The sequence below is a fragment of the Clostridium sp. LS genome (assembly GCF_002760435.1).
GTDB lineage: Bacteria > Bacillota > Clostridia > Clostridiales > Clostridiaceae > Clostridium.
In genome coordinates this window covers 1-21,420 of sequence record NZ_AUUU01000073.1, presented here as the reverse complement: position 1 = coordinate 21,420, position 21,420 = coordinate 1, and the positions used below count along the sequence as shown (strand labels likewise).

Below are 21,420 nucleotides of genomic sequence, written 5' to 3'. Positions count from 1 at the left end.
GTGTTTTTATGAAGAAAAAAAATGAAATTAAGATGGATTATATAGATGAACTAGGATTTTATGTTATAGAAGATTATGATAAAAAAGCTCCATTTGCTAGTTTTTTATCGGGTATTGCGGGTGTAGAAGGAATACCCATGTGGTCATTTTACGTTAATAGGGGACAAGGGATAAGCAGTATTGGAATAAGGGATAAAAGTAATTGTATAATGGAGTTTTTTCCAGCTAATGAAGCTTATAAAATGGTGTTTAGTAATGGATTTAGAACTTTCATAAAAGTTATCAATAATGAAGAAGAATTTGTTTTTGAACCATTTTCTATGACTACAAATGAGAATATAAAAAGAATAATAAAAATAAAAAATAATGAATTAAGATTAATTGAAATAAATAGTGAATTAAACTTAAATACTGAAATAACTTATTTTACAATTCCTAATGAAGAATTTTCAGCACTAGGAAGAAAAGTAGAAGTTATAAATACATCTAATAAGAAAATTAAAATTGAAATATTAGATGGATTAACTGCTATATTACCATATGGTTCTGATAATGGAACATATAAAGCAATTGGAAATACGTTAAGAAGTTACATGCAAGGAGAAATTAAAGAAGATGGGACTGCTATGTATAAGTTAAGATCTTCTACTGAAGACTCAACTCAAATGGGTACAGTAGAAAATAGTTATTTTTATGTAGCTTTTGATGAAAATGAAGATATATTGAATCCAATAGTTGATTCGGAAAAGATATTTGGATATGATACATCTTTAAAAGAGCCAGTAGAATTTAAAAATAATACTATTGGAGTATTACTCAATACGAATAAGACTTCTTATAATAAAGTTCCTTGTGGGTTCACCGGAAAAGCAATGTGCTTAGAAGGAAATAATACAACATGTATATATAGTTATATAGGATATATGAATAATAGTGATGATGTTAAGAAATCCTTGAAGAAAATATGCAATAAAAATTATTTTCATATGAAAATAAATGAAAGTAATGAACTAATAGATGCTATTAGCAAGCATGTGGATACTAAAACCACATATCCACTATTTGATGAATATGTAAAACAATGCTATATAGATAATGTTTTAAGGGGCGGATATCCGCTAGAGTTTGGTAATGTAGATAAAAAGATATATTATGTATATTCTAGAAAGCATGGAGATTTAGAAAGAGACTATAATTTCTTTAGTATAGAACCTAATTTCTATTCTCAAGGAAATGGGAATTTTAGAGATGTAAATCAAAATAGAAGAATGGATGCATATATTCACCCATTTACAGGAGTAGAAAATATAAAACTATTCAATGACTTAATTCAGCTTGATGGTTACAATCCATTGGTAATTAAAGGAAAGAAATTTTATGTAGTTGAAAGTAAAAAAGAAAATTTACTCAATTTAGTTAATGTATATGAAAATAAAAAATTGATAGAAACTTTAGACGGTAAATTTACTATAGGGGAATTGTATTCTTCTTTAAGAAATATAAAAGAAATTGGAAGTAAAAAAATCAATGAAATCATGAATGATATTATAGAAATGTGTAGTGAAGCTGTAGAAGTAGATTTTGGCGAAGGATTCTGGAGTGACCACTGGACTTACAACCTCGATTTAATAGAAGAATACTTAGACGTTTACCCGGATAAGATAAAAGAATTATTAATCAAGGATGAAAGTTATAAATTTTATAATTCTCCAGAATACGTATTACCTAGAAAGGGTAAATATAGTATTCAAGATGGAAAAGTTAGACAATATGCTGCTTTAGCAAAAAAGGAGAATATAAGTGATAATTGGATTTTTGATAGTCAGGGTAATTTATATAAAACAAATTTATTTGCAAAATTATTAATTCTTGCAGGAATTAAATTTATGACTTTAGACCCTATGGGCTTTGGAATAGAGATGGAAGCTGGAAAACCAGGTTGGAATGATGCTATGAATGGACTTCCAGGACTATTGGGTTCAAGTTTTTCGGAAACCGCAGAGTTAAAAAGATTATTATTATTTGTAAGAGAAAACTTAGATGTTGTAGAAGATTCAATAAAATTGCCGGAAGAATTTTATAAAGCTATATATGAAGTAGAAAAGATTCTTTCATTAAATTTAAATGAGGAATTAAGTCAATTAGAATATTGGGATAAGATTTCAACTATAAGAGAAGAATATAGGGAAAAAATCCAATATTCAATAAGTGGAAATAATTCAAATTTAGAAGTAGCAGCTATTGAAAGTATAATTAATAAGATGATTTCTAAGATTGATTTAGGAATTGAGAAAGCAAAAAACATGAATGAAGGTAACATTCCTACATTTATGTATTATGATGTAGCTAAATATGAAATAGATGATAAAGAAGAAATAAAACCGTTAGAGTTCCAAATTAATTTCTTACCATCATTTTTAGAAGGACCTACTAGATATTTCAAGACAAAATTAGAAAATGATGAAAAGCACCAAGTATACAAAGCTGTTAAAGAAAGTAATGTTTATGATAAAAAATTAAAAATGTACAAAACTTCAGAATCCTTAGAAGATGTATCTTTTGAAATAGGAAGAGCAAGAAGTTTTACCGCTGGCTGGCTTGAAAGAGAATCAGTGTTTATGCACATGGAATTTAAGTACATTCTAGAATTAATAAAAAATGGATTATACGAAGAATTCTTTGAGGATATAAAAACTGCAATGCCACCATTTATGAATCCAGAAGTATATGGAAGAAGTATATTAGAAAATTCATCATTTATTGCAAGTAGCAGCAATCCAGATGAAAGAACCCATGGAAGAGGATTTGTAGCAAGATTAAGCGGTACAACTGTGGAAATGCTTAATATTTGGAAATTAATGATGGTAGGAGAAAAGTTATTTGCATATGAAGATGGAATTTTGAAATTTAGGCTAAATCCTATTTTAACAAAAGATTTCTTTAAAGATAGTGCTTTGATCACTACAATATTAGGTAATATAAAACTTATTTATACAAATATAAATAATAAAAATACTTTTGGACAAGAAAAAGGGATTATAGAAGAAATTAATTTAGTTCATGTAGATAATAGTATAACTAAAATTAAAGGAAATGAAGTATGTGGAGAATTTGCTGAAAAAATTAGAAATGGTGAAATAGTAGAAATTCAAGCTACTATTTTATAAGCAAGGAGGCAAATTCTATTTACACTATTGTAGAGATAATCTAATGGGCAACGGAAAGCTTATATAAGAGAAGAAGGGAAAATATACAGAATGGGTACAATTTATGAAATAGCAAAAATAGCAGGAGTTTCTCCAACTACAGTTTCAAAAGTAATAAACAATTATCCTGATGTAAGTGATAAGACTAGAGCTAAAATACAAAAAATTCTGAGTGAGGAAAAATTTTTGCCAAATGCACAAGCTCAGTTCTTATCAACCAAGAAAACATGGACATTAGGTATTGTATATTTTGAAAATCTTGGAGTTGGACTTAATCATTCTTTCTTTTCAGGCGTAATAGAAGCTTTTAAAAATCAAGCAGATAAACAAGGATACTCATTATTATTTGGTTCTAAAAATGATAGATTAAAGAATGATACTTTTTTAGAATATTTTAAATATAGGTGTGTAGATGGAATCGCTATAATTTGTACGGACCCATATGATAAAGAAACTTTAGAGCTTATAGAAAGTGATTTCCCTATTGTAGTAATAGATATGATTAATAAAAATACATCAACGGTAACTTCAGATAACTTAGAAGGTTGTTATTTGGCTATTAAGTATTTATATGATTTAGGACATAGAAAAATTGCACATATAACTGGTGCAAACAAATTAGATAACTGGCCAAGCATAATAAGAAGAAAAGGCTATGAAAAAGCTATGGAGAAATTTAATTTAGAAATAATTGATGGATATATTGCAGATGGAGTAAATTTTGATGTTAGTGGTGGTTATAGTGCAATGAAAGATTTACTAAAGCTTAAAGAAATACCAACAGCAGTCTTTGTATCCGCAGATAAGATAGCAATTGGAGCAATTGATGCATTGAAAGAGGAAGGTTTAAGTGTGCCAGATGATATTTCAATAATAGGATATGATGATATAGAGTTAGCGAGATATATTACACCTAAATTAACAACTATAAGACAAGATCGTAAAGAAATTGGGAAAACTGCAGTTGATTTATTAGTAAAGCAAATTAATGAAAAAGCTAAACTCAAAATTAATAAAATTATACCAGTACAACTTATTGAAAGAGATTCTTGTAAGAAAATAGATTTAGTAGAAATAGATAAAAAATAATAATATATTTAATAAAATATTATAAAGGTGGTTTTCGTGGCATGGCAAATTGTAAATTTGTAGATAATAAAGGAACGTTTAAGCTTAAAAATCCAGAGAATAATAGTTATTTGTATTTTCCACTTGCAAATGAGGCTGGAGTTATGTCTAGTATAACTCCAACTTTAAATGGAGATTGTAAGATGGGGCAAAACACATTTTTACTTGCACCAGTAAGTAGTGAAGAGCTTCATAATAATAAGTCATCAAGAAATTTTTGGGTATATGTTGATGGATTAGGAGCTTGGTCAGCAACTGGAGTTTCAGCAACTCAACAAGCAGAAGCTTTTAGTGAGGATAAAGAAGAAACTGAATTAGAAGCCGGAATCATGTGCCATAAGATAACTAGAAAGTCAAAGAAGTTTGGAATCAAAAGTGAAATAATATCCTTTGTTCCAGCTACTGATGAAAAAGTAGAATTAATGAAGGTTACAATAACCAATATAAGTAATGAACCTAAAAAAATAACACCAACTGTTGCAATACCATTATATTGTCGCTCAGCAGATAATATCAGAGATCATAGACATGTAACTTCACTTTTAAATAGAGTAGAAACTACTGAATATGGAGTTATAGTAAATCCAACATTGACATTTGATGAAAGAGGACATAAAAAGAATACAGTAGTTTATGGAGTTGTTGCTGCAACAGGAAATGGGGAAAAACCAATAAGTTTTTGTCCAATAGTTGAAGAATACATTGGTGAAGGTGGATCTTTTGAGATTCCAAAGAGCGTTTTATTAAACGAAGAATTTAAGATTAAGGCTGATACAAAATTAGAAGGTTATGAAGCAATAGGTGCTATACGCTTTGAAGATGTAATAATTGAAGCAAATTCATCTAAGACTTATATTGTGGCAATTGGATTTGGAGATTCAAAATGTGATTTTGATAGTGTTGTAGTAAACGACTTGAACGAAACTAGTTTCGATAAGGTTCTTGAGGAAACTAAAGCATATTGGGATAAAAAAATTAATATTTCATATGAAACAAATAATAATCAATTTGATAATTGGATGTATTGGGTTAATTTCCAACCAATGCTTAGAAGAATTTATGGCTGCTCATTTTTACCTCACCATGATTATGGTAAAGGCGGACGAGGCTGGAGAGATTTATGGCAAGACTGCTTAGCACTGTTAGCTATGGATCCAAGTAATGTTAGAGGAATGCTATTAGATAACTTTGGTGGAGTTCGTATTGATGGGACAAATGCTACTATTATAGGAACAAAGCAAGGTGAATTTATAGCAGATAGAAATAATATAGTTCGTGTTTGGATGGATCATGGAGCATGGCCTTTCTTAACAACTAAATTATATATTGAACAAACAGGAGATATAGATTTCCTTTTAGAAAAGCAAAATTATTTTAAGGATCTTCAAGTAGTAAGAGGTACAGAAAAAGATAATTTATGGGACTTAAGTCAAGGTAATAAAGTTCGCACAGAAAATTCTGAAGAATATAAAGGAACTATTTTAGAACATCTTTTAGTACAACATCTAACAGCCTTTTATGATGTTGGAGAGCATAATAATTTAAAATTACATGGTGCTGACTGGAATGATGGTCTTGACATGGCAGAGGAAAAAGGTGAAAGTGTTGCCTTTAGCGCACTTTATGGGGGAAATCTTGCAGATATTGCTGAGCTATTAAAATACTTCAGAGATGTAAAGGGAGTAAAAAATATAGACTTAGCCGAAGAATTACAGGTACTTTTAACTGGTAATAATGAAGTTTACGATAATGTAGAAGAAAAACAAAATATATTAAAAGATTATTGTGATAAATGTAAACACAATATTAGTGGAAATGTAGCTAGCATAGATTGTGATGCATTAATTTCTAATATTGAAGGAAAGGCAAAATGGCTTAAAGAACACATTCAAAAAAATGAGTGGATAGGCAATAAGGATGGCTATAGCTGGTATAATGGCTACTATGATAATAATGCTCGAAGAGTTGAAGGCGATGGAGAAACAGGAACTCGCATGATGCTTACAGGACAAGTGTTTACTATTATGAGCAATACTGCAACAGAAGAACAGGTTGAAAGTATTATTAAAGCAGCTGATAAATATCTTTATGATAAAGCTGTTGGTGGCTACAGATTAAATACTAACTTTAATGAAGTAAAAACCGATTTAGGAAGGATGTTTGGCTTTGCATATGGACACAAAGAAAATGGAGCAGTATTTAGCCATATGGCAATTATGTATGCAAATGCACTTTATCAAAGAGGTTTTGCAAAAGAAGGATTTAAGGTTATTGATACACTTTATAGTCATTGCAATAACTTTGATATCAGCAGAATATATCCAGGTGTGCCTGAATATATAAGTGAACGTGGAAGAGGAATGTATCATTATTTAACTGGATCGGCAAGCTGGCTCATATTAACAGTATTATCTGAAATGTTTGGCGTAAAAGGTAAAATGGGTGATTTAGCATTTGAGCCTAAGATATTAGCAAAGCAGTTTGATGATGAAAAAAAGGTAGCTATCGAAATGAATTTTGCAGAAAGACAGTTAAAAGTTGAATATTTAAATAAAAATAATAAGGAATATGGTGACTATAGAGTAGAAGAAATTTATATAAATGGTGAAGAATATAAATTTGATGGACAACCTGTTATTGATAGAAATGTAATAATTTCACTTGATGAAAATATTAAACATAAAATAAAAGTTGTTCTAAAATAAGATATTACTAATTAAAATTCTATTATTTATAGATACAAAAGTATCTATAAATAATAGTAAAAGTAAAAAAGTGTAAACGGTTAATTAACAAGGAGGATTATTAATAATGAAAAGTATAAAATTGAAGAAAATTATAGCTGGAGCAATTGCAGCAAGCATGATACCGGTAATGCTTCAAAGTGGAGTAAATGCTGAATGGAAACAATCAACAGATAATGGTAGTTGGAGTTATGTAGATGATAGTGGATTAGCTACAAATTGGAAGCTAATAGATGGTAAATGGTACAATTTTGATGAATCAGGAGTAATGAAGACCGGGTGGATAAATGATAACGGAATCTGGTACTTTGCAGATGCATCTGGAGCAATGCAAACTGGATGGGTAAATGATAAAGGTATCTGGTACTTTACTGATGCATCAGGAGCAATGCAAACTGGATGGATAAATGATAGAGGAACTTGGTATTTTACCGATACAACTGGAGGAATGAAAACAGGTTGGGTAAATGATAAAGGAACCTGGTACTTTACAGATACATCGGGGGCAATGCAAACAGGTGTAATCGAAGTAGCTGGAAAGGTATATTCCCTTGCATCGTCAGGAGCAATGCAAACTGGTAAAGTTATAATAGACAATAAGGAATATAACTTTAGTAGTGAGGGAGATGCTGTTGGAGAAATACCAAAGGTTGTTAAAGCTTTTGATAATAAAGGTGCAGGTGTTACGAAACAAGCCGATAAGCCAGCAACTACTGAAGTTTCTCCAAGTAGTACAACATCTAAAAATTCATCATCAAACCACAGCTCATCATCTAGTAATTCTGGCACAAATAGTGGAAATAATGGAAATGGAAATCCAGAACAAAACAAATGGAAGCTCATATGGCAAGATGATTTTAATGGAAATGAATTAAATCAAAATGATTGGAGTTACGAAAAACATGATCCAGGTTGGGTTAATAATGAATTACAAGAATATACTGACTCTAAGGAAAATATTTTTGTTAAGGATGGAAATTTAGTTCTTAAGGCTATAAAAACTCAAAAGGACGGTAAGGATTACTATACTTCTGGAAAGATAAATACCAAAGATAAAAAAACATTTAAATATGGAAAATTTGAAATAAGAGCAAAAGCTCCAAAGGGACAAGGGTTATGGCCTGCATTATGGATGATGCCTAATAATGAAAGTTTATATGGGCAATGGCCAAAATGTGGTGAAATTGACATGATGGAAGTATTGGGAAATGAACCTAATAAATTATATGGAACAATACATTACGGAGATCCACATGAACAAAAACAAGGTACGTATGTACTAGATAAGGGTACATTTGCAGATGATTATCATATATATGGAATTGAATGGGTCCCAGGAGAAATTAGATGGTATATTGATGGAAAATTATATTATACAGCTAATGACTGGTTTACAAAGGTTGAAGGTGGAGATGAAGTAACTTTTCCAGCACCATTTGATCAACCATTTTATATGCAATTTAACTTAGCTGTAGGTGGAAGCTGGCCAGGAAATCCTGATGAAACTACAGATTTTGATAATGCAGAGTTTAAAGTTGATTATATAAAGGCATATCAATTAGATAGTTATGATGAAAATGTTAAAAAGCCTGAAGCAGAAGTTATCCTAAGAGATCCTGATATAAATGGGAACTATATAATAAATGGAGATTTTTCGAAAGATGATGGAAGTTGGAAATTTCTTACAGCTCTTAATGGTATAGGAAATTATAATATTGCCAATAATAAAATGACAATTAGCACTAAAAATGCAGGAACAGCAGATTATTCAATACAATTAGTACAACCAGGAGTACCATTAAAAGAAGGCGGTAAATATAGAGTTACATTTGATGCTAAAGCAAATGAAGATAGAACTATGATTGCGGATGTTTCAGGACCAGATAGATCATATGTAAGATATTTTAATGATACTAAGGTGGATTTAACAACTGATGTTAAGACTTACTCATATGAATTTACTATGGATAAAGAAGATGATGCCAATGGTAGATTAGAGTTTAACTTAGGTAATCAAGGATCTTTAGCAGATGTTGAATTAAGTAATGTTAAGATTGAAAAAATTGGACAAATTGAAAAAGATGAAAATGAATCAAAGAAAATTATGCCTGATGGAAACTATGTAAATAATGGTACTTTTGATGTTGGTGAAGATCGTATGAAGTACTGGGAAGTTAAATCAAAATCTACGAATACACAAATTAATGTAACAAACAGCAATAATTCAAGAGAATTAAAAGTAGATACAAAAGATAATAATTCATTATTAGAAGATGTATCAGTTAAACAAACTAATCTTGCATTAACAAAAAATGATAATTATGCACTTTATTTTGATGCATATGCAGATAAAGATAAGACTATAAAAGCTTGTATTAATGGTGAAGAGTTTAGTGCTGATCTTACTAATAATAAGAAAACTTTCAAATTTGAATTTTCAACAGGAGAAGAATTAAGTAGCAAGGATTTAGAATTATTATTAGGTGGACAAGGCATAACATACATTGATAATGTAAGAATTGAAGAAAATTCACTTATAAGAAATGGTGCTTTTGATAGTGGTTTAACTGGATGGAATGTATATGTAGATGGAAGCAGTCAAGCTTCAGGTTCAGTTGATAGTTTAAAGGAAAAAAATGCAGCTCAATTAGAAATCGCTGATACTGGAGATCAAGATTGGAAGATTCAATTAAAACAAAATAATGTTAAATTAGAAGAAGGTCAAAAGTATAGATTAAGCTTTGATGCTAAGAGTACAACTGATAGAGATATTATGTATGCAATCCAAAGAGATGGAAGTAAAGATAATAATTGGGATCCTTATTCAGGATCAAAAGTTATAGAAGTAGGTAATGATTTTAAAACATATACTAATGAATTTGAAATGAAGAAGCCTACTGATGAAAATGCAATATTTACAATATCAATGGGAGCTGTAAATGGAAAACAAATTAAAGATAAGCATACTGTTACAGTAGATAATGTTAAATTAGAAAAAATCGATGAATTGACTACTTCGCCAGAAAATAAACCAGAAGCAGGAACAGTAAATAATGATAATCTTATTACTAATGGAGATTTCTCTTCTGAATTTAGCAATTGGGGATATTTTGCTACAACTCCAGCGGCAGCAACCTTTAGCATAACAAATGATACAGATAAAGCAGCAGCTATTGATGTTACAGGATTAGGTACAAATGCTTGGGATGCAATGTTATATAGTGATGATATAAATTTATCGAATGGTGTTAAGTATATTTTAGAATTTGATGCTTGGGCTGATGAAGATAGAGATATAGTAGCTGAGATTCAACAAAATAGTGGTGCGTATAATACTTATGCAGCAAAAACAGTGGCACTTGATGGTACTAAGAAACATGTAACTTTGGAATTCACAATGCCAAATGATGATGCACCACAAGTAAAATTCTGTTTTGGTAACACAAGCAACCCTACATTAACAAAAGTATATATTGATAATGTTTCACTTAAAGCAGAGTAAATATAATTAATGAAGGCATATTCATTTGGCTGATGCTGTAAAACCGTAAAACGAAATTTAGGAAAAAGAACTCTTATTTTAGATAACTTTGAACGTGGAGTGTGTTGTTAAGATAAAAGAAAGATAAGAATATAGATATATGTACTGGTGGAAGAAACGTTTTCTTCTCCTGGTACATTTTCTGTTATAAAAGATTGTTGCTCTTATATTTCCTAAATATTGAATAATAATTGAAAAAATAATTAATACTAATCTTATAATTGATTCAATTAATACAAAGGGAGGCAACAGAATGTTTAAACACGAAAAACCATTACTTAGAGAAGTTAAAGTAGAAAGACCTAATGCTCAATATGCTGTATTAATGCAAGAACAACTTGGTGGTGCTAATGGTGAACTTAAAGCCGCACTCCAATATCTTTCACAGAGCTTTAGAATAAAGGATCCTGCAATTCATGATCTGTTCTTAGACATTGCTGCTGAAGAATTAAGTCATATGGAAATGGTAGCGCAAACTGTAAATTTATTAAATGGCCATAAAGTAGATTATACTCAAGTTGATGCAGGTGAAATAGAAACTCATACATTAACAGGCCTTTCACCATACCTTGCAAATTCATCAGGTCATCCTTGGAATGCTGATTACGTTAATGTTACAGGGGACATAGCAGCAGATTTATTATCTGATATAGCAGCAGAACAGAGAGCAAAAGTGGTTTATGAATATTTGTATCGTCAAATTGACGATAAATACGTAAAGGAAACTATAGATTTTCTATTAAATAGAGAAGAAGCCCACAATGCACTTTTTAGAGAGGCATTAAATAAAGTTCAAGATAGGGCATCAAATAAAGATTTCGGAGTTACAAAGGATTCTAAACTGTATTTTGATTTATCTACGCCGGGAAGATTTTTTGCTGATCCTGAACCAACACCACCTAGTTTTGAAAATCCACGTAGAGAGACTACAAAATCTTAGTAGAGAATGATAATAAGTGGTTGATATGCTTTTATACTTAGGTTCATCTAATATTGCTTAAGTATAAGGGCATTTTTATATTGAATTTAATAAATTTTATTAATGATAAGTTATACGTTCAGAAAATAATAGAGTATATTAGGTATGGCGTAAAAGGTGAATTATAATTATATTATTTTGAAATGATCATTATAATAGAAATAATAAGAATAAACATTGTATATTAAAAGTTATAAATTATATGGACAAGATCGTTAATTATGTGGTAGTCTAGAGTTATAAAAGATTGTTAATAGTAGGGGTTAGAATTTGTTAGAAATAGTTTTTAACAAAAAGGGAAAAGAAAAAGTATTGTTAGGAGGATAAGAAATGTATTTTAAAGAAAAACATGGTTTCCCAGATAATTTCCTATGGGGAAGTGCATCAGCTGCATATCAAGTAGAAGGTGCTGCAGAAGAAGATGGTAAGGGTAGAAGCAATTGGGATGAATTTGTAAGGATTCCAGGGAAAACATTTAAAGGGACTAATGGTGATGTAGCAGTTGATCATTATCATCGTTATAAAGAAGATATTGCTTTAATGGCAGAAATGGGATTAAAGACATATAGATTTTCTATCTCTTGGCCAAGAATTTATCCAAAGGGTAAGGGAGAAATTAATGAAAAAGGATTACAATTTTATGACAATGTAATTGATGAATGTTTAAAATATGGAATTGAACCAATGGTTACAATATATCACTGGGATTTACCATTAGCTCTTCAAGAAGAATATAATGGATGGGAAAGCAGAAAGATAATTGATGATTTCGAAAATTATGCAGTTACTTTATTTAAGCGTTACAAAGATAAAGTTAAGTATTGGATAACATTAAATGAACAAAATATATTTACATCAATGGGCTGGATATTGGCAACACACCCACCAGGCAAAAAGAACGATTCAAAAACTTTCTATCAAGTAAACCATCATGCTAATTTAGCTCATGCTAAGGCAATACTTGCATTTAGAGAAATAGTTCCAAATGGTAAAATAGGAGCAAGCTTTGCATTTGGACCAAGTTATGCGATTGACTGTAATCCTATAAATAATATAGCAAAAGCAGATTATGATGATTTACAAACTTTCTGGTGGATGGATGTTTATGCATTTGGAAGATATCCAAAACCTGCGCTTAAATATTTACAAAGTCAAGGAGTTGCACCTACCTTTGAAGAAGGTGATGAAGAGCTTATGAAAGCAGCGGCACAAGTGGATTTCATGGGCGTAAATTACTACCAGACTGCAGTTGTTGAGTACAACCCAATAGATGGTGTAGGTATGGCTGAAATGAATACTACAGGTAAAAAGGGAACATCACAAGTCAGTGGAACTCCAGGATTATATAAGAACCCACTGAATCCATTCCTAAAAACTACAGATTGGGATTGGACAATAGATCCTATGGGTATAAGAATGTGCTGCAGAATTATTTCAAGCAGATACGATTTACCAATAGTTATTTCTGAAAATGGATTAGGGGCATTTGATAAGAAGACTGAAGACAACAAGATTCATGATGATTATCGTATAGCATATTTAAAGGCTCATGTGGAAGAATTAAAGGAAGCTATTAATGAAGGCTGTGAAGTACTTGCATATTGCACATGGTCAATAACAGATTTATTAAGCTGGTTAAATGGATATCAAAAGCGTTATGGTTTCATTTACGTAGACCGTGAAGAAGAAGAAGGAGCTTCAATGAACCGTTATAAAAAAGATAGTTACTATTGGTATCAAAATGTTATAAAGACTAATGGTGAAGAATTATAAAAAAGTTTCATACCCAAAATAGATAAACACTTGCTGTTTCATGTGCAAGTGTTTATTTTTTACTTAAAAATTAATAAGCAAGTATTTGTCAAAAGAAGTAGAATTTATATAGGATAATATGTCAAAATATAGTTTTCCAATATTTAATATTATGGTATTATATTATTATTGAGATATTTTTATAGCATTAAGAAAGACGGTATTGAGAAGAAAATCGTAGAATTATACCTAGAAACATAATTTTAAAATTAGTTGTATATGCGCAGATATAAAAAGGGGGACAAACATGGATATATTTTTGGTTATTGGTCTTATTGGAGGCCTTATAGTTGTAGTTACAGCAATGCTTTTAAAAGGAGCTAGTATAAGTATACTACTCAGTGGTGAAGCGATAATGGTAATTCTTGTAGGTACTGTAATAGCTTTACTGAATTCTTTTCCAAGGGGTGAGTTTCTTAAGCTTCCTAAAATTTTTGGTGTTCTTTTTAGTGATAAAAATAAACAAGATCCTGCTGAAATTATAGTACAGCTTGTAGAAATGTCTCAAACTACTAGAAGAGATGGGTTATTATCGCTTGAAAGCACTATACAAGGGCTAGAGAATAAGTTCATGAAAAAAGGATTAGAGATGGTAGTAGATGGTTTAGAACCAGATCTTATTAAAGAAGTGCTAGAAATAGAAATTGAGAGTATGGAAGAGAGACATAAACTTGGTGCTACAGCATTTTCAACAGCAGGTGGTACAGCTCCAACTCTAGGAGTTTTAGGAGCCGTTATAGGACTAATTGGTGCTCTTGGAAATCTTGATGATATTGCAAAACTTGGAGAAAGTATATGTTCAGCCTTCGTTGCAACTGTTTATGGTATTTTTACTGGATATTTGATTTGGCATCCATTTTCAAACAGATTAAAAAGAAAATCTCAAGAAGAAATAAAAAACATGAATATCATGCTTGAAGGAATTTTAGCCATTCAAGCCGGAAATAACCCAAAGAGTATTGAAAGAAAGCTAGTAGGTATGTTAGAACCAAAACAAAGAATTAGATTCGAAGAAAATAATAATGATAAATAGTTTAAAGGAGAATAGTCATGAGTAGAAAAAAACAACATCATGAAGAACATGTTGATGAAGCATGGCTTCTTCCATATTCAGATATGTTAACACTCCTATTAGCACTATTTATTGTTATGTTTGCGATGGGCCAAACAGATAAGAACAAGCTTGCAGCAATGGCTAAAGAATTTAATGTGATTTTTTCTGGTGGTCCTGGACAGATGAGTAAGGATGGAAATGCAGCTATTCCCATGGAGGAAGCAGGTACATCTGATTCCCTAGGAGCAAGTGACAGTCAAATTGAGGAACAAAAGATGAACCAAATTAAAAATATGCTGGATAAAGAAATTAAAGAAGAAGGTTATTCAGATAAAATAAAGGTTGATGTTAATGGTGAAGGGCTTGAAATTGCCATACAAGATGTTGTTCTCTTTAATTCAGGGGAAGCGGATGTATTAAAAGAAGTATCACCGCTACTATTAAAAATTTCTAATATGCTTAAGAGCTTAGATAATCAAATTAGAGTCGCAGGATATACTGATAATGTTCCAATAAGTAATAGTAAGTTCCGTTCTAACTGGGATTTAAGTGCAATGCGTGCGATTAATGTTATGAATTTTATGGTTACTTCAGGCGGAATTAAGCAAGATAATGTTTCAATCCAAGCTTACGGTGAGTATAAACCTAAAACTACTAACAGCACAGATGAAGGAAAAGCTCAAAATAGAAGAGTAGAAATTTACGTGGTTCGTAATTTCCCAGTAGCTGCAGATGGAAAGTCTAACTAATAGCTTATATATACATAAAAAATAATTATAAAATTGAATATACCATACCGGAAAGAAAGACTAACTATTTTGCGTAGTGTTGTATTGAGAAAGCTAAAATCTTTTCTCTAGCAACCGAGCAACATGGTTAGTCTTTTTTTCGATTGGTTATATTCATAAATCTAATCAACTTACAGTTTGTTTATCTATATGTGCGATTTGCATTTACGCTCCAGATAGTAGTGCAATTTGCATTTAAATCAATGACCTGTGGTACTTAAAAGATGTCCGCAAAGAATTTAATATATAATTACGAGGGAGATTGATTAAATTCAGTTAATGTATAAATTTATATATTGAAATATTTATTTTGTATTTTTAGCTGAAAATATGTATAAGGGAGGTAATTGAAATGTCAGATAATATTATAAATGAATCCATGTTAGATATGTACATTTTTGAAACCACTCAGCTTATAGAGCAATTGGAACAGTTAGTAATCGATGGAGAAAAAGAAGATGGATTTATTAATTCCATAAATGAAATATTTAGAATCATGCATACAGTTAAAGGATCATCAGCTATGATGCTTTTTAATAATATTGCAGAACTTTCACATTCTGTGGAGGACTTATTTTATTACCTTAGAGAGAATAAGCCTAAGGAAGTAGATAATAATATTCTAAGTGATATTGTTTTAGATGCTATAGATTTTATTAAGATTGAGGTGTCAAAGATTCAAGATGGAAAAACAGCAGATGGTGATGCTTCTGACAAAATAAGCGAAATAAAGGAATTTTTAAATAAAATTAAAAAAGGAAGCGGAAATGTTGAAGTAGCAGAAAATATAAATATAGAGCCACAAAAGTTTTTCGTAACCAGCGGTAAAAGTAAGAGTGAAGAATTAAAAAATAAATTTAAGGTTAATTTATCATTTGTTGAAGGATGCGGAATGGAGAATATAAGATGTTTTGGTGTTCTTCATAAATTATCAGAGGTGGCAGAAGTAACCAGCAGCAAACCAGAGAATGTAATTGATGATGATGAAAAGGCCAGTGAAGAAATTAGGAAAAATGGATTTGAGATATGTATTTCTTCGGACTTAGATATTAATACAATTAAATCAATAGTAAATGAAACAGTATTTTTAGATAAGCTAGATATTAGCGAATTAAATAGTGAAGGAAATTCAGTCATCAATAAAGACATAATTGAGGAAGTGGCATTAGAAAAAGAACATAAAGTAAAGGAAGCAGAAAAGAAAACTATTACTGAAGAAAAGAGAAATGAAAAAGCTTCTTCTCATCAAGGAATTATAAGTTTAAGTGTATCTAAGGCGGATAGACTTATGGATCTTATTGGGGAGCTAGTTATCGCAGAATCCATGGTTACGCAAAATCCTGATTTGGCAGGATTAGAATTAGATAACTTTCAAAAATCAGCAAGACAGCTTCGTAAGATAATATCAGAAATGCAAGATACTGTAATGTCAATAAGAATGGTGCCACTTTCTGCAACCTTCCAAAAAATGAATAGAATTGTTCGGGATATGAGCAAAAAAATGAATAAGGAAGTTAAATTAACGATTATTGGTGAGGAAACAGAAGTTGATAAAAACATAATTGAACATATATCAGATCCATTAATGCATTTAGTTAGAAATTCTATTGACCATGGTATAGAAACCGGTGAAGAGAGGATAGATAAAGGTAAAGAATCAACTGGTAATTTAATTTTAGAAGCTAAAAATGCGGGAAGCGATGTACTTGTTATAGTTAGAGACGATGGGAAAGGTCTTAATGAGAAAAAAATATTAGAAAAAGCAAGAGAAAATGGATTAATAGATAAGAATGAAAATGAAATGACAAAGAAAGAGATATTTAATTTAATATTCCTACCTGGATTCTCTACAAAGGAGGCTGTATCTGAATATAGCGGCAGAGGTGTAGGTATGGATGTGGTTATGAAAAATATAGAAAAGATAGGTGGATCAGTTAGTGTAGACAGTGTTGAAGATTTTGGGACTAGCATGACGATTAAAATACCATTAACTCTTGCAATTATAGATGGTATGAATGTAAGAGTTGGTATTTCAAGGTATACTCTGCCTACAAGTTCCATAAAAGAGTTTTTTAGACCTAGAGAAAGTGATATTATAAGAGATCCAGACAATAATGAAATGATTATGGTTAGAGGCCAATGTTATCCGATAGTTAGACTTAATGAACATTTTTGTGTAGATACTAATACAAATAATCTTTCTGATGGAATTCTAATTATGGTGGAGCAAGATGAAAAGTGGATGTGTATTTTAGTCGATGAACTTTTAGGACAACAACAAGTTGTTGTAAAAGCTCTGCCAAGTTATATAAAAAACATTAGAAATATAAAGGATTTAGCAGGATGCACACTTCTTGGGGATGGCAATATAAGTTTGATAATTGATATGGCAGGATTAATGGCAAGAATATAGAGTAAATGACATAAGATTAGACGTTGCTTTAATTTGATGGGAAATGGGGGAGTAGTATGAAATGGTTTAATGACATAAAAATCAGAGTAAAAATATTAGCTGGATTCATAATAGTTGCATTTATAGCTGGAATTGTTGGGATTGTTGGAATTAGCAAGATTAAAGAAGTAAATAAGAACTATTCTGACTTATATATAAATTATGGTGTAGCTATAGGTGATATTGCTGATGTATCTATTTCATACCAAAGGCTTAAGATTAATTTAGATAATATTATTCTATATAATGATGCTAGTAAAATAATTAATTATAAAGATAAAATAAATAATTATGAAAAAGAACTAAAAGCTAGTTTGCTTTTAGTTGAAAAGTCTATTCAGACGGAAGAAGGCAAAAAAGAACTAGCTAATCTTGAAATGCTATTAGATAAGTATATTTCTATAAAAGATAATATTATGGAATTGGCTGATTCCGGTAAAAAGGATGAAGCACTTAAATTAATGGGTTCAGATGAAACACAAGAAGTATCAGATGCAATTAATGCTTCAGTAGATAATCTTTTAAAATTAAAATCATCTGGTGGTATCAATAAATCAAATGAGTATACGGCAGAAGTAAATTATTCAGTAATAACTATGGTCATTACAATTGCTATAGCTGCTATTATTGCAATATTTTTTGGAATAATAATCTCCAGATTAATAAGCAAGCCTATATCAGAGCTTATGAATGTAACAAATGAAATAAGTAAAGGGAATTTAGATGTAAAAATTACTAATAATTCAAAGGATGAAATAGGAGTATTGTCTAAATCCATGAAAAAAATGCAATATAAATTAAATGAAGTAATTGAACATATTAGCTTTGCAGCAGAACAAGTTACGGTTGGCTCAAGACAAATTTCAGATTCCACAATAGCATTATCACAAGGAGCAACAGAACAGGCTAGTGCTGTCGAGGAATTAACTGCATCTATTGAAGAGATTTCCGCTCAAATAAATGTAAATGCTGAAAATGCGAAGGAAGCTAATAATATAGCAAATAGTACAAAGATTAGTGCAGTGAAGAGAAATAATGAGATGAAGCTAATGCTTAGTGCAATGGATGAAATCAATAATTCCTCCAATAATGTATCAAAAATCATAAAGGTAATTGATGAAATTGCATTTCAAACTAACATACTTGCTTTAAATGCTGCAGTAGAAGCAGCTAGAGCAGGACAATATGGTAAGGGGTTTACAGTTGTAGCAGAAGAAGTTAGAAATTTAGCTGCAAGGTCGGCTAATGCTGCTAAAGAAACTACAAATATAATAGAAGAGTCCCTTATTAAAATTCAAGATGGAACAGGTATAGCCAATCAAACTGCTGATGCCCTCGAAAATATCGTGAAAGATATAGAAAAGGTTGCTGGAATAGTTAATGGAATAACTGAAGCGTGTGATGAACAGGCTACGGGAATTTCACAAATCTCTCAAGGAGTAATACAAATTTCGCAAGTTGTACAAAGTAATTCGGCTACTGCTGAGGAAAGCGCAGCTTCAAGCGAAGAATTAGCAGGTCAAGCAGAAGTTTTAAGGGAGCAAGTTCAAATGTTCAATATAAAATCTAATAAGATTACACCACTTTATGAGGAAGAAGATCATTTGCACGTTGATAGTGTTATTGAAGGTACGTATTTGAATAACAAAAAGTTTATAAGCAAAGAAGCACCTAGAAGTAAAAAAGAAAATTATCCTAAGAAAATATTACTTAGTGATAATGAATTTGGAAAGTATTAAAGATAAGGTGTGATGTTATGGTTACAATTACAGAAAATGAATTTATTAAATTATCAAAGTATATAAAAGAGAATTATGGTATTAATCTTAAAGAAGAAAAAAAGATGCTAGTGATTGGGAGATTGCATAATGTATTAGCGGAACTTAATTTTGATAGTTTTTCTAAGTATTATGATTATATAATTGCAGATAAGACTGGAAAAGCAGTTAGTACATTAATTAATAAAATAACTACTAATCATACATATTTTATGCGTGAAAAGAACCATTTTAATTTCTTAAGAGAAAAAGTTCTTCCCTATTTAGTGAGTTCAGCAAAGGATAGAGATTTGAGAATATGGTCTGCTGGTTGTTCATCAGGTGAGGAAGCATATACAATTGCTATGATATTAGATGAATTTTTTAAGGAAGAAAAATTATGGTGGGATAAAAAATTGCTAGCAACAGATATATCAGAAAAAGTTTTAAATATCGCAAAAAGTGGTATATATCATAGGGAACAAATTTCTCCATTACCGGAGGATTGGAAGAGGGATTATTTAAAAAGATATGACGAGGAAAATTTTGTGTTTTCAGAGATGATAAAAAATGAAATTATATATAGAAAGTTTAATTTAATGGATAATGTGTTTCCGTTTAAAAAGAAATTTCATGTTATTTTTTGTAGAAACGTAATGATTTATTTTGATAATAACACTAAAAATGAATTAATACGCAAATTTTATAATAGTATGGAGCATGGAGGATATCTTTTTATAGGTCACTCAGAATCTTTAAATGGTGAAACTATGGGGTTTAATTATGTAATGCCATCTGTATATAGAAAGGGATAAGTTTATTTGTAGTAATATAATTAGGTTTAGAAGGTGAAAGTTATGAGAAAAATTAGAGTTTTAGTAGTTGATGACAGTTTGGTATTTAGGGAAGCAATATCGAGAGGATTATCTAGGGATCCAAGTATAGAAGTAGTTGGAAAGGCTACAGATCCTTACGATGCAAGAGATAAACTTCTTGAACTAAACCCTGATGTAATGACCTGTGATGTGCAGATGCCTAAATTAAATGGAGTGGAGTTCATAAGAAGGCTTCTTCCACAATATAAAATTCCTATAGTTGTTGTAAGCTCAGTAAGTGATATTGTATTCGACGCTATGGATGCAGGAGCAGTAGATTTTTTAAGTAAACCTGATGCAAGAATTCCAAATGCATTTGAAAACTTTGTAAATGAACTGATTCTAAAAATTAAGGGAGCAGTAAATGCAAATTTATCAACAAGTTTAGATAAGCTATCAAAAAATAATATATATAGTGTGGCACAAAAAAATAGTATGACTGTATCAAATAATAAAATAATTGCAATAGGAGCCTCAACTGGAGGCACGGAAGCAATCTATAATTTGTTAAAAATGCTGCCTAAAGCAATGCCTGGAATAGTAATAGTACAGCATATACCGCCGGTATTTTCTAAAATGTTCGCTGATAGGCTTAATTTACAGACACATTTTGAAGTTAAAGAAGCACAAAGTGGGGATGTAATAACACCTGGAAAAGTTTTAATAGCTCCAGGTGATAAACACATGAAAGTAAAGAAAGCAGTTGATAAGTATATAGTTGATGTTTCTCCAGGAAGTAAAGTTAATGGACATTGCCCGTCAGTAGATGTACTTTTTGAATCTGTTGCAAAAGTTGTGGCAAGAAATGCAGTAGGTATAATATTAACCGGTATGGGGCATGATGGTGCTGTTGGACTCATGTCTATGAAAAGAGCAGGTGCAAGAACTATTGGACAAGATGAACAATCTTCAGTTGTATATGGTATGCCAAAGGTAGCTTTTGATATAGGAGCAGTTGAAAAACAAGTTCCTATATCAAAAATTCCAAGTATTTTATGCGATATGCTAAAATAAAGAAATGGACTATTAGGCACAATCAAAAAAATAACAAGTCCATCTGCCAAGCCTATTTTCCATCATACTG

12 protein-coding genes are annotated in these 21,420 nt (G+C 30.7%); all 12 read left to right on the top strand.

Annotation, left to right across the window (positions count from 1 at the left end):
• Nucleotides 1-8 precede the first annotated feature (8 nt).
• The 12 genes from COL3_RS16920 (at nucleotide 9) to COL3_RS16865 (ending at nucleotide 21,350) form a co-directional block, all read left to right on the top strand.
• Nucleotides 9-3,167: a hypothetical protein gene (locus tag COL3_RS16920; protein ID WP_008429370.1), complete on the top strand. Its 3,159-nt coding sequence runs from the start codon at nucleotides 9-11 to the stop codon at nucleotides 3,165-3,167.
• A 90-nt stretch (nucleotides 3,168-3,257) separates the two neighbouring features.
• On the top strand, nucleotides 3,258-4,295 hold the full coding sequence (locus tag COL3_RS16915) for a LacI family DNA-binding transcriptional regulator (protein ID WP_008429369.1): 1,038 nt from the start codon (nucleotides 3,258-3,260) through the stop codon (nucleotides 4,293-4,295).
• A 41-nt stretch (nucleotides 4,296-4,336) separates the two neighbouring features.
• On the top strand, nucleotides 4,337-7,039 hold the full coding sequence (locus COL3_RS16910; RefSeq protein ID WP_008429367.1) for a cellobiose phosphorylase: 2,703 nt from the start codon (nucleotides 4,337-4,339) through the stop codon (nucleotides 7,037-7,039).
• Nucleotides 7,040-7,145: 106 nt separating this feature from the next.
• The gene (locus COL3_RS16905) at nucleotides 7,146-10,580 is read left to right on the top strand and encodes a carbohydrate binding domain-containing protein (protein ID WP_008429364.1); all 3,435 of its coding nucleotides are present in this window, start codon (nucleotides 7,146-7,148) and stop codon (nucleotides 10,578-10,580) included.
• Nucleotides 10,581-10,872: 292 nt separating this feature from the next.
• On the top strand, nucleotides 10,873-11,559 hold the full coding sequence (locus COL3_RS16900) for a manganese catalase family protein (RefSeq protein ID WP_008429363.1): 687 nt from the start codon (nucleotides 10,873-10,875) through the stop codon (nucleotides 11,557-11,559).
• Between the two features lie 369 nt (nucleotides 11,560-11,928).
• Nucleotides 11,929-13,371 (top strand): glycoside hydrolase family 1 protein, encoded by a 1,443-nt coding sequence (locus tag COL3_RS16895; RefSeq protein ID WP_008429360.1) that lies wholly within the window; start codon nucleotides 11,929-11,931, stop codon nucleotides 13,369-13,371.
• Between the two features lie 286 nt (nucleotides 13,372-13,657).
• Complete coding sequence (gene motA, locus COL3_RS16890) at nucleotides 13,658-14,443, top strand: flagellar motor stator protein MotA (protein ID WP_008429358.1); 786 nt, start codon at nucleotides 13,658-13,660, stop codon at nucleotides 14,441-14,443.
• Between the two features lie 17 nt (nucleotides 14,444-14,460).
• Nucleotides 14,461-15,213: a flagellar motor protein MotB gene (locus COL3_RS16885; RefSeq protein ID WP_008429357.1), complete on the top strand. Its 753-nt coding sequence runs from the start codon at nucleotides 14,461-14,463 to the stop codon at nucleotides 15,211-15,213.
• A 391-nt stretch (nucleotides 15,214-15,604) separates the two neighbouring features.
• Entirely contained in the window at nucleotides 15,605-17,665 is a 2,061-nt protein-coding gene (locus tag COL3_RS16880; RefSeq protein ID WP_008429354.1) for a chemotaxis protein CheA, read from the top strand.
• Nucleotides 17,666-17,721: 56 nt separating this feature from the next.
• Nucleotides 17,722-19,443: a methyl-accepting chemotaxis protein gene (locus COL3_RS16875; protein ID WP_008429352.1), complete on the top strand. Its 1,722-nt coding sequence runs from the start codon at nucleotides 17,722-17,724 to the stop codon at nucleotides 19,441-19,443.
• Between the two features lie 17 nt (nucleotides 19,444-19,460).
• Entirely contained in the window at nucleotides 19,461-20,276 is an 816-nt protein-coding gene (locus COL3_RS16870) for a protein-glutamate O-methyltransferase CheR (RefSeq protein ID WP_008429349.1), read from the top strand.
• A 42-nt stretch (nucleotides 20,277-20,318) separates the two neighbouring features.
• Nucleotides 20,319-21,350, top strand: a complete 1,032-nt coding sequence (locus tag COL3_RS16865) for a chemotaxis response regulator protein-glutamate methylesterase (RefSeq protein WP_008429347.1) — start codon at nucleotides 20,319-20,321, stop codon at nucleotides 21,348-21,350.
• Nucleotides 21,351-21,420: the final 70 nt, after the last annotated feature.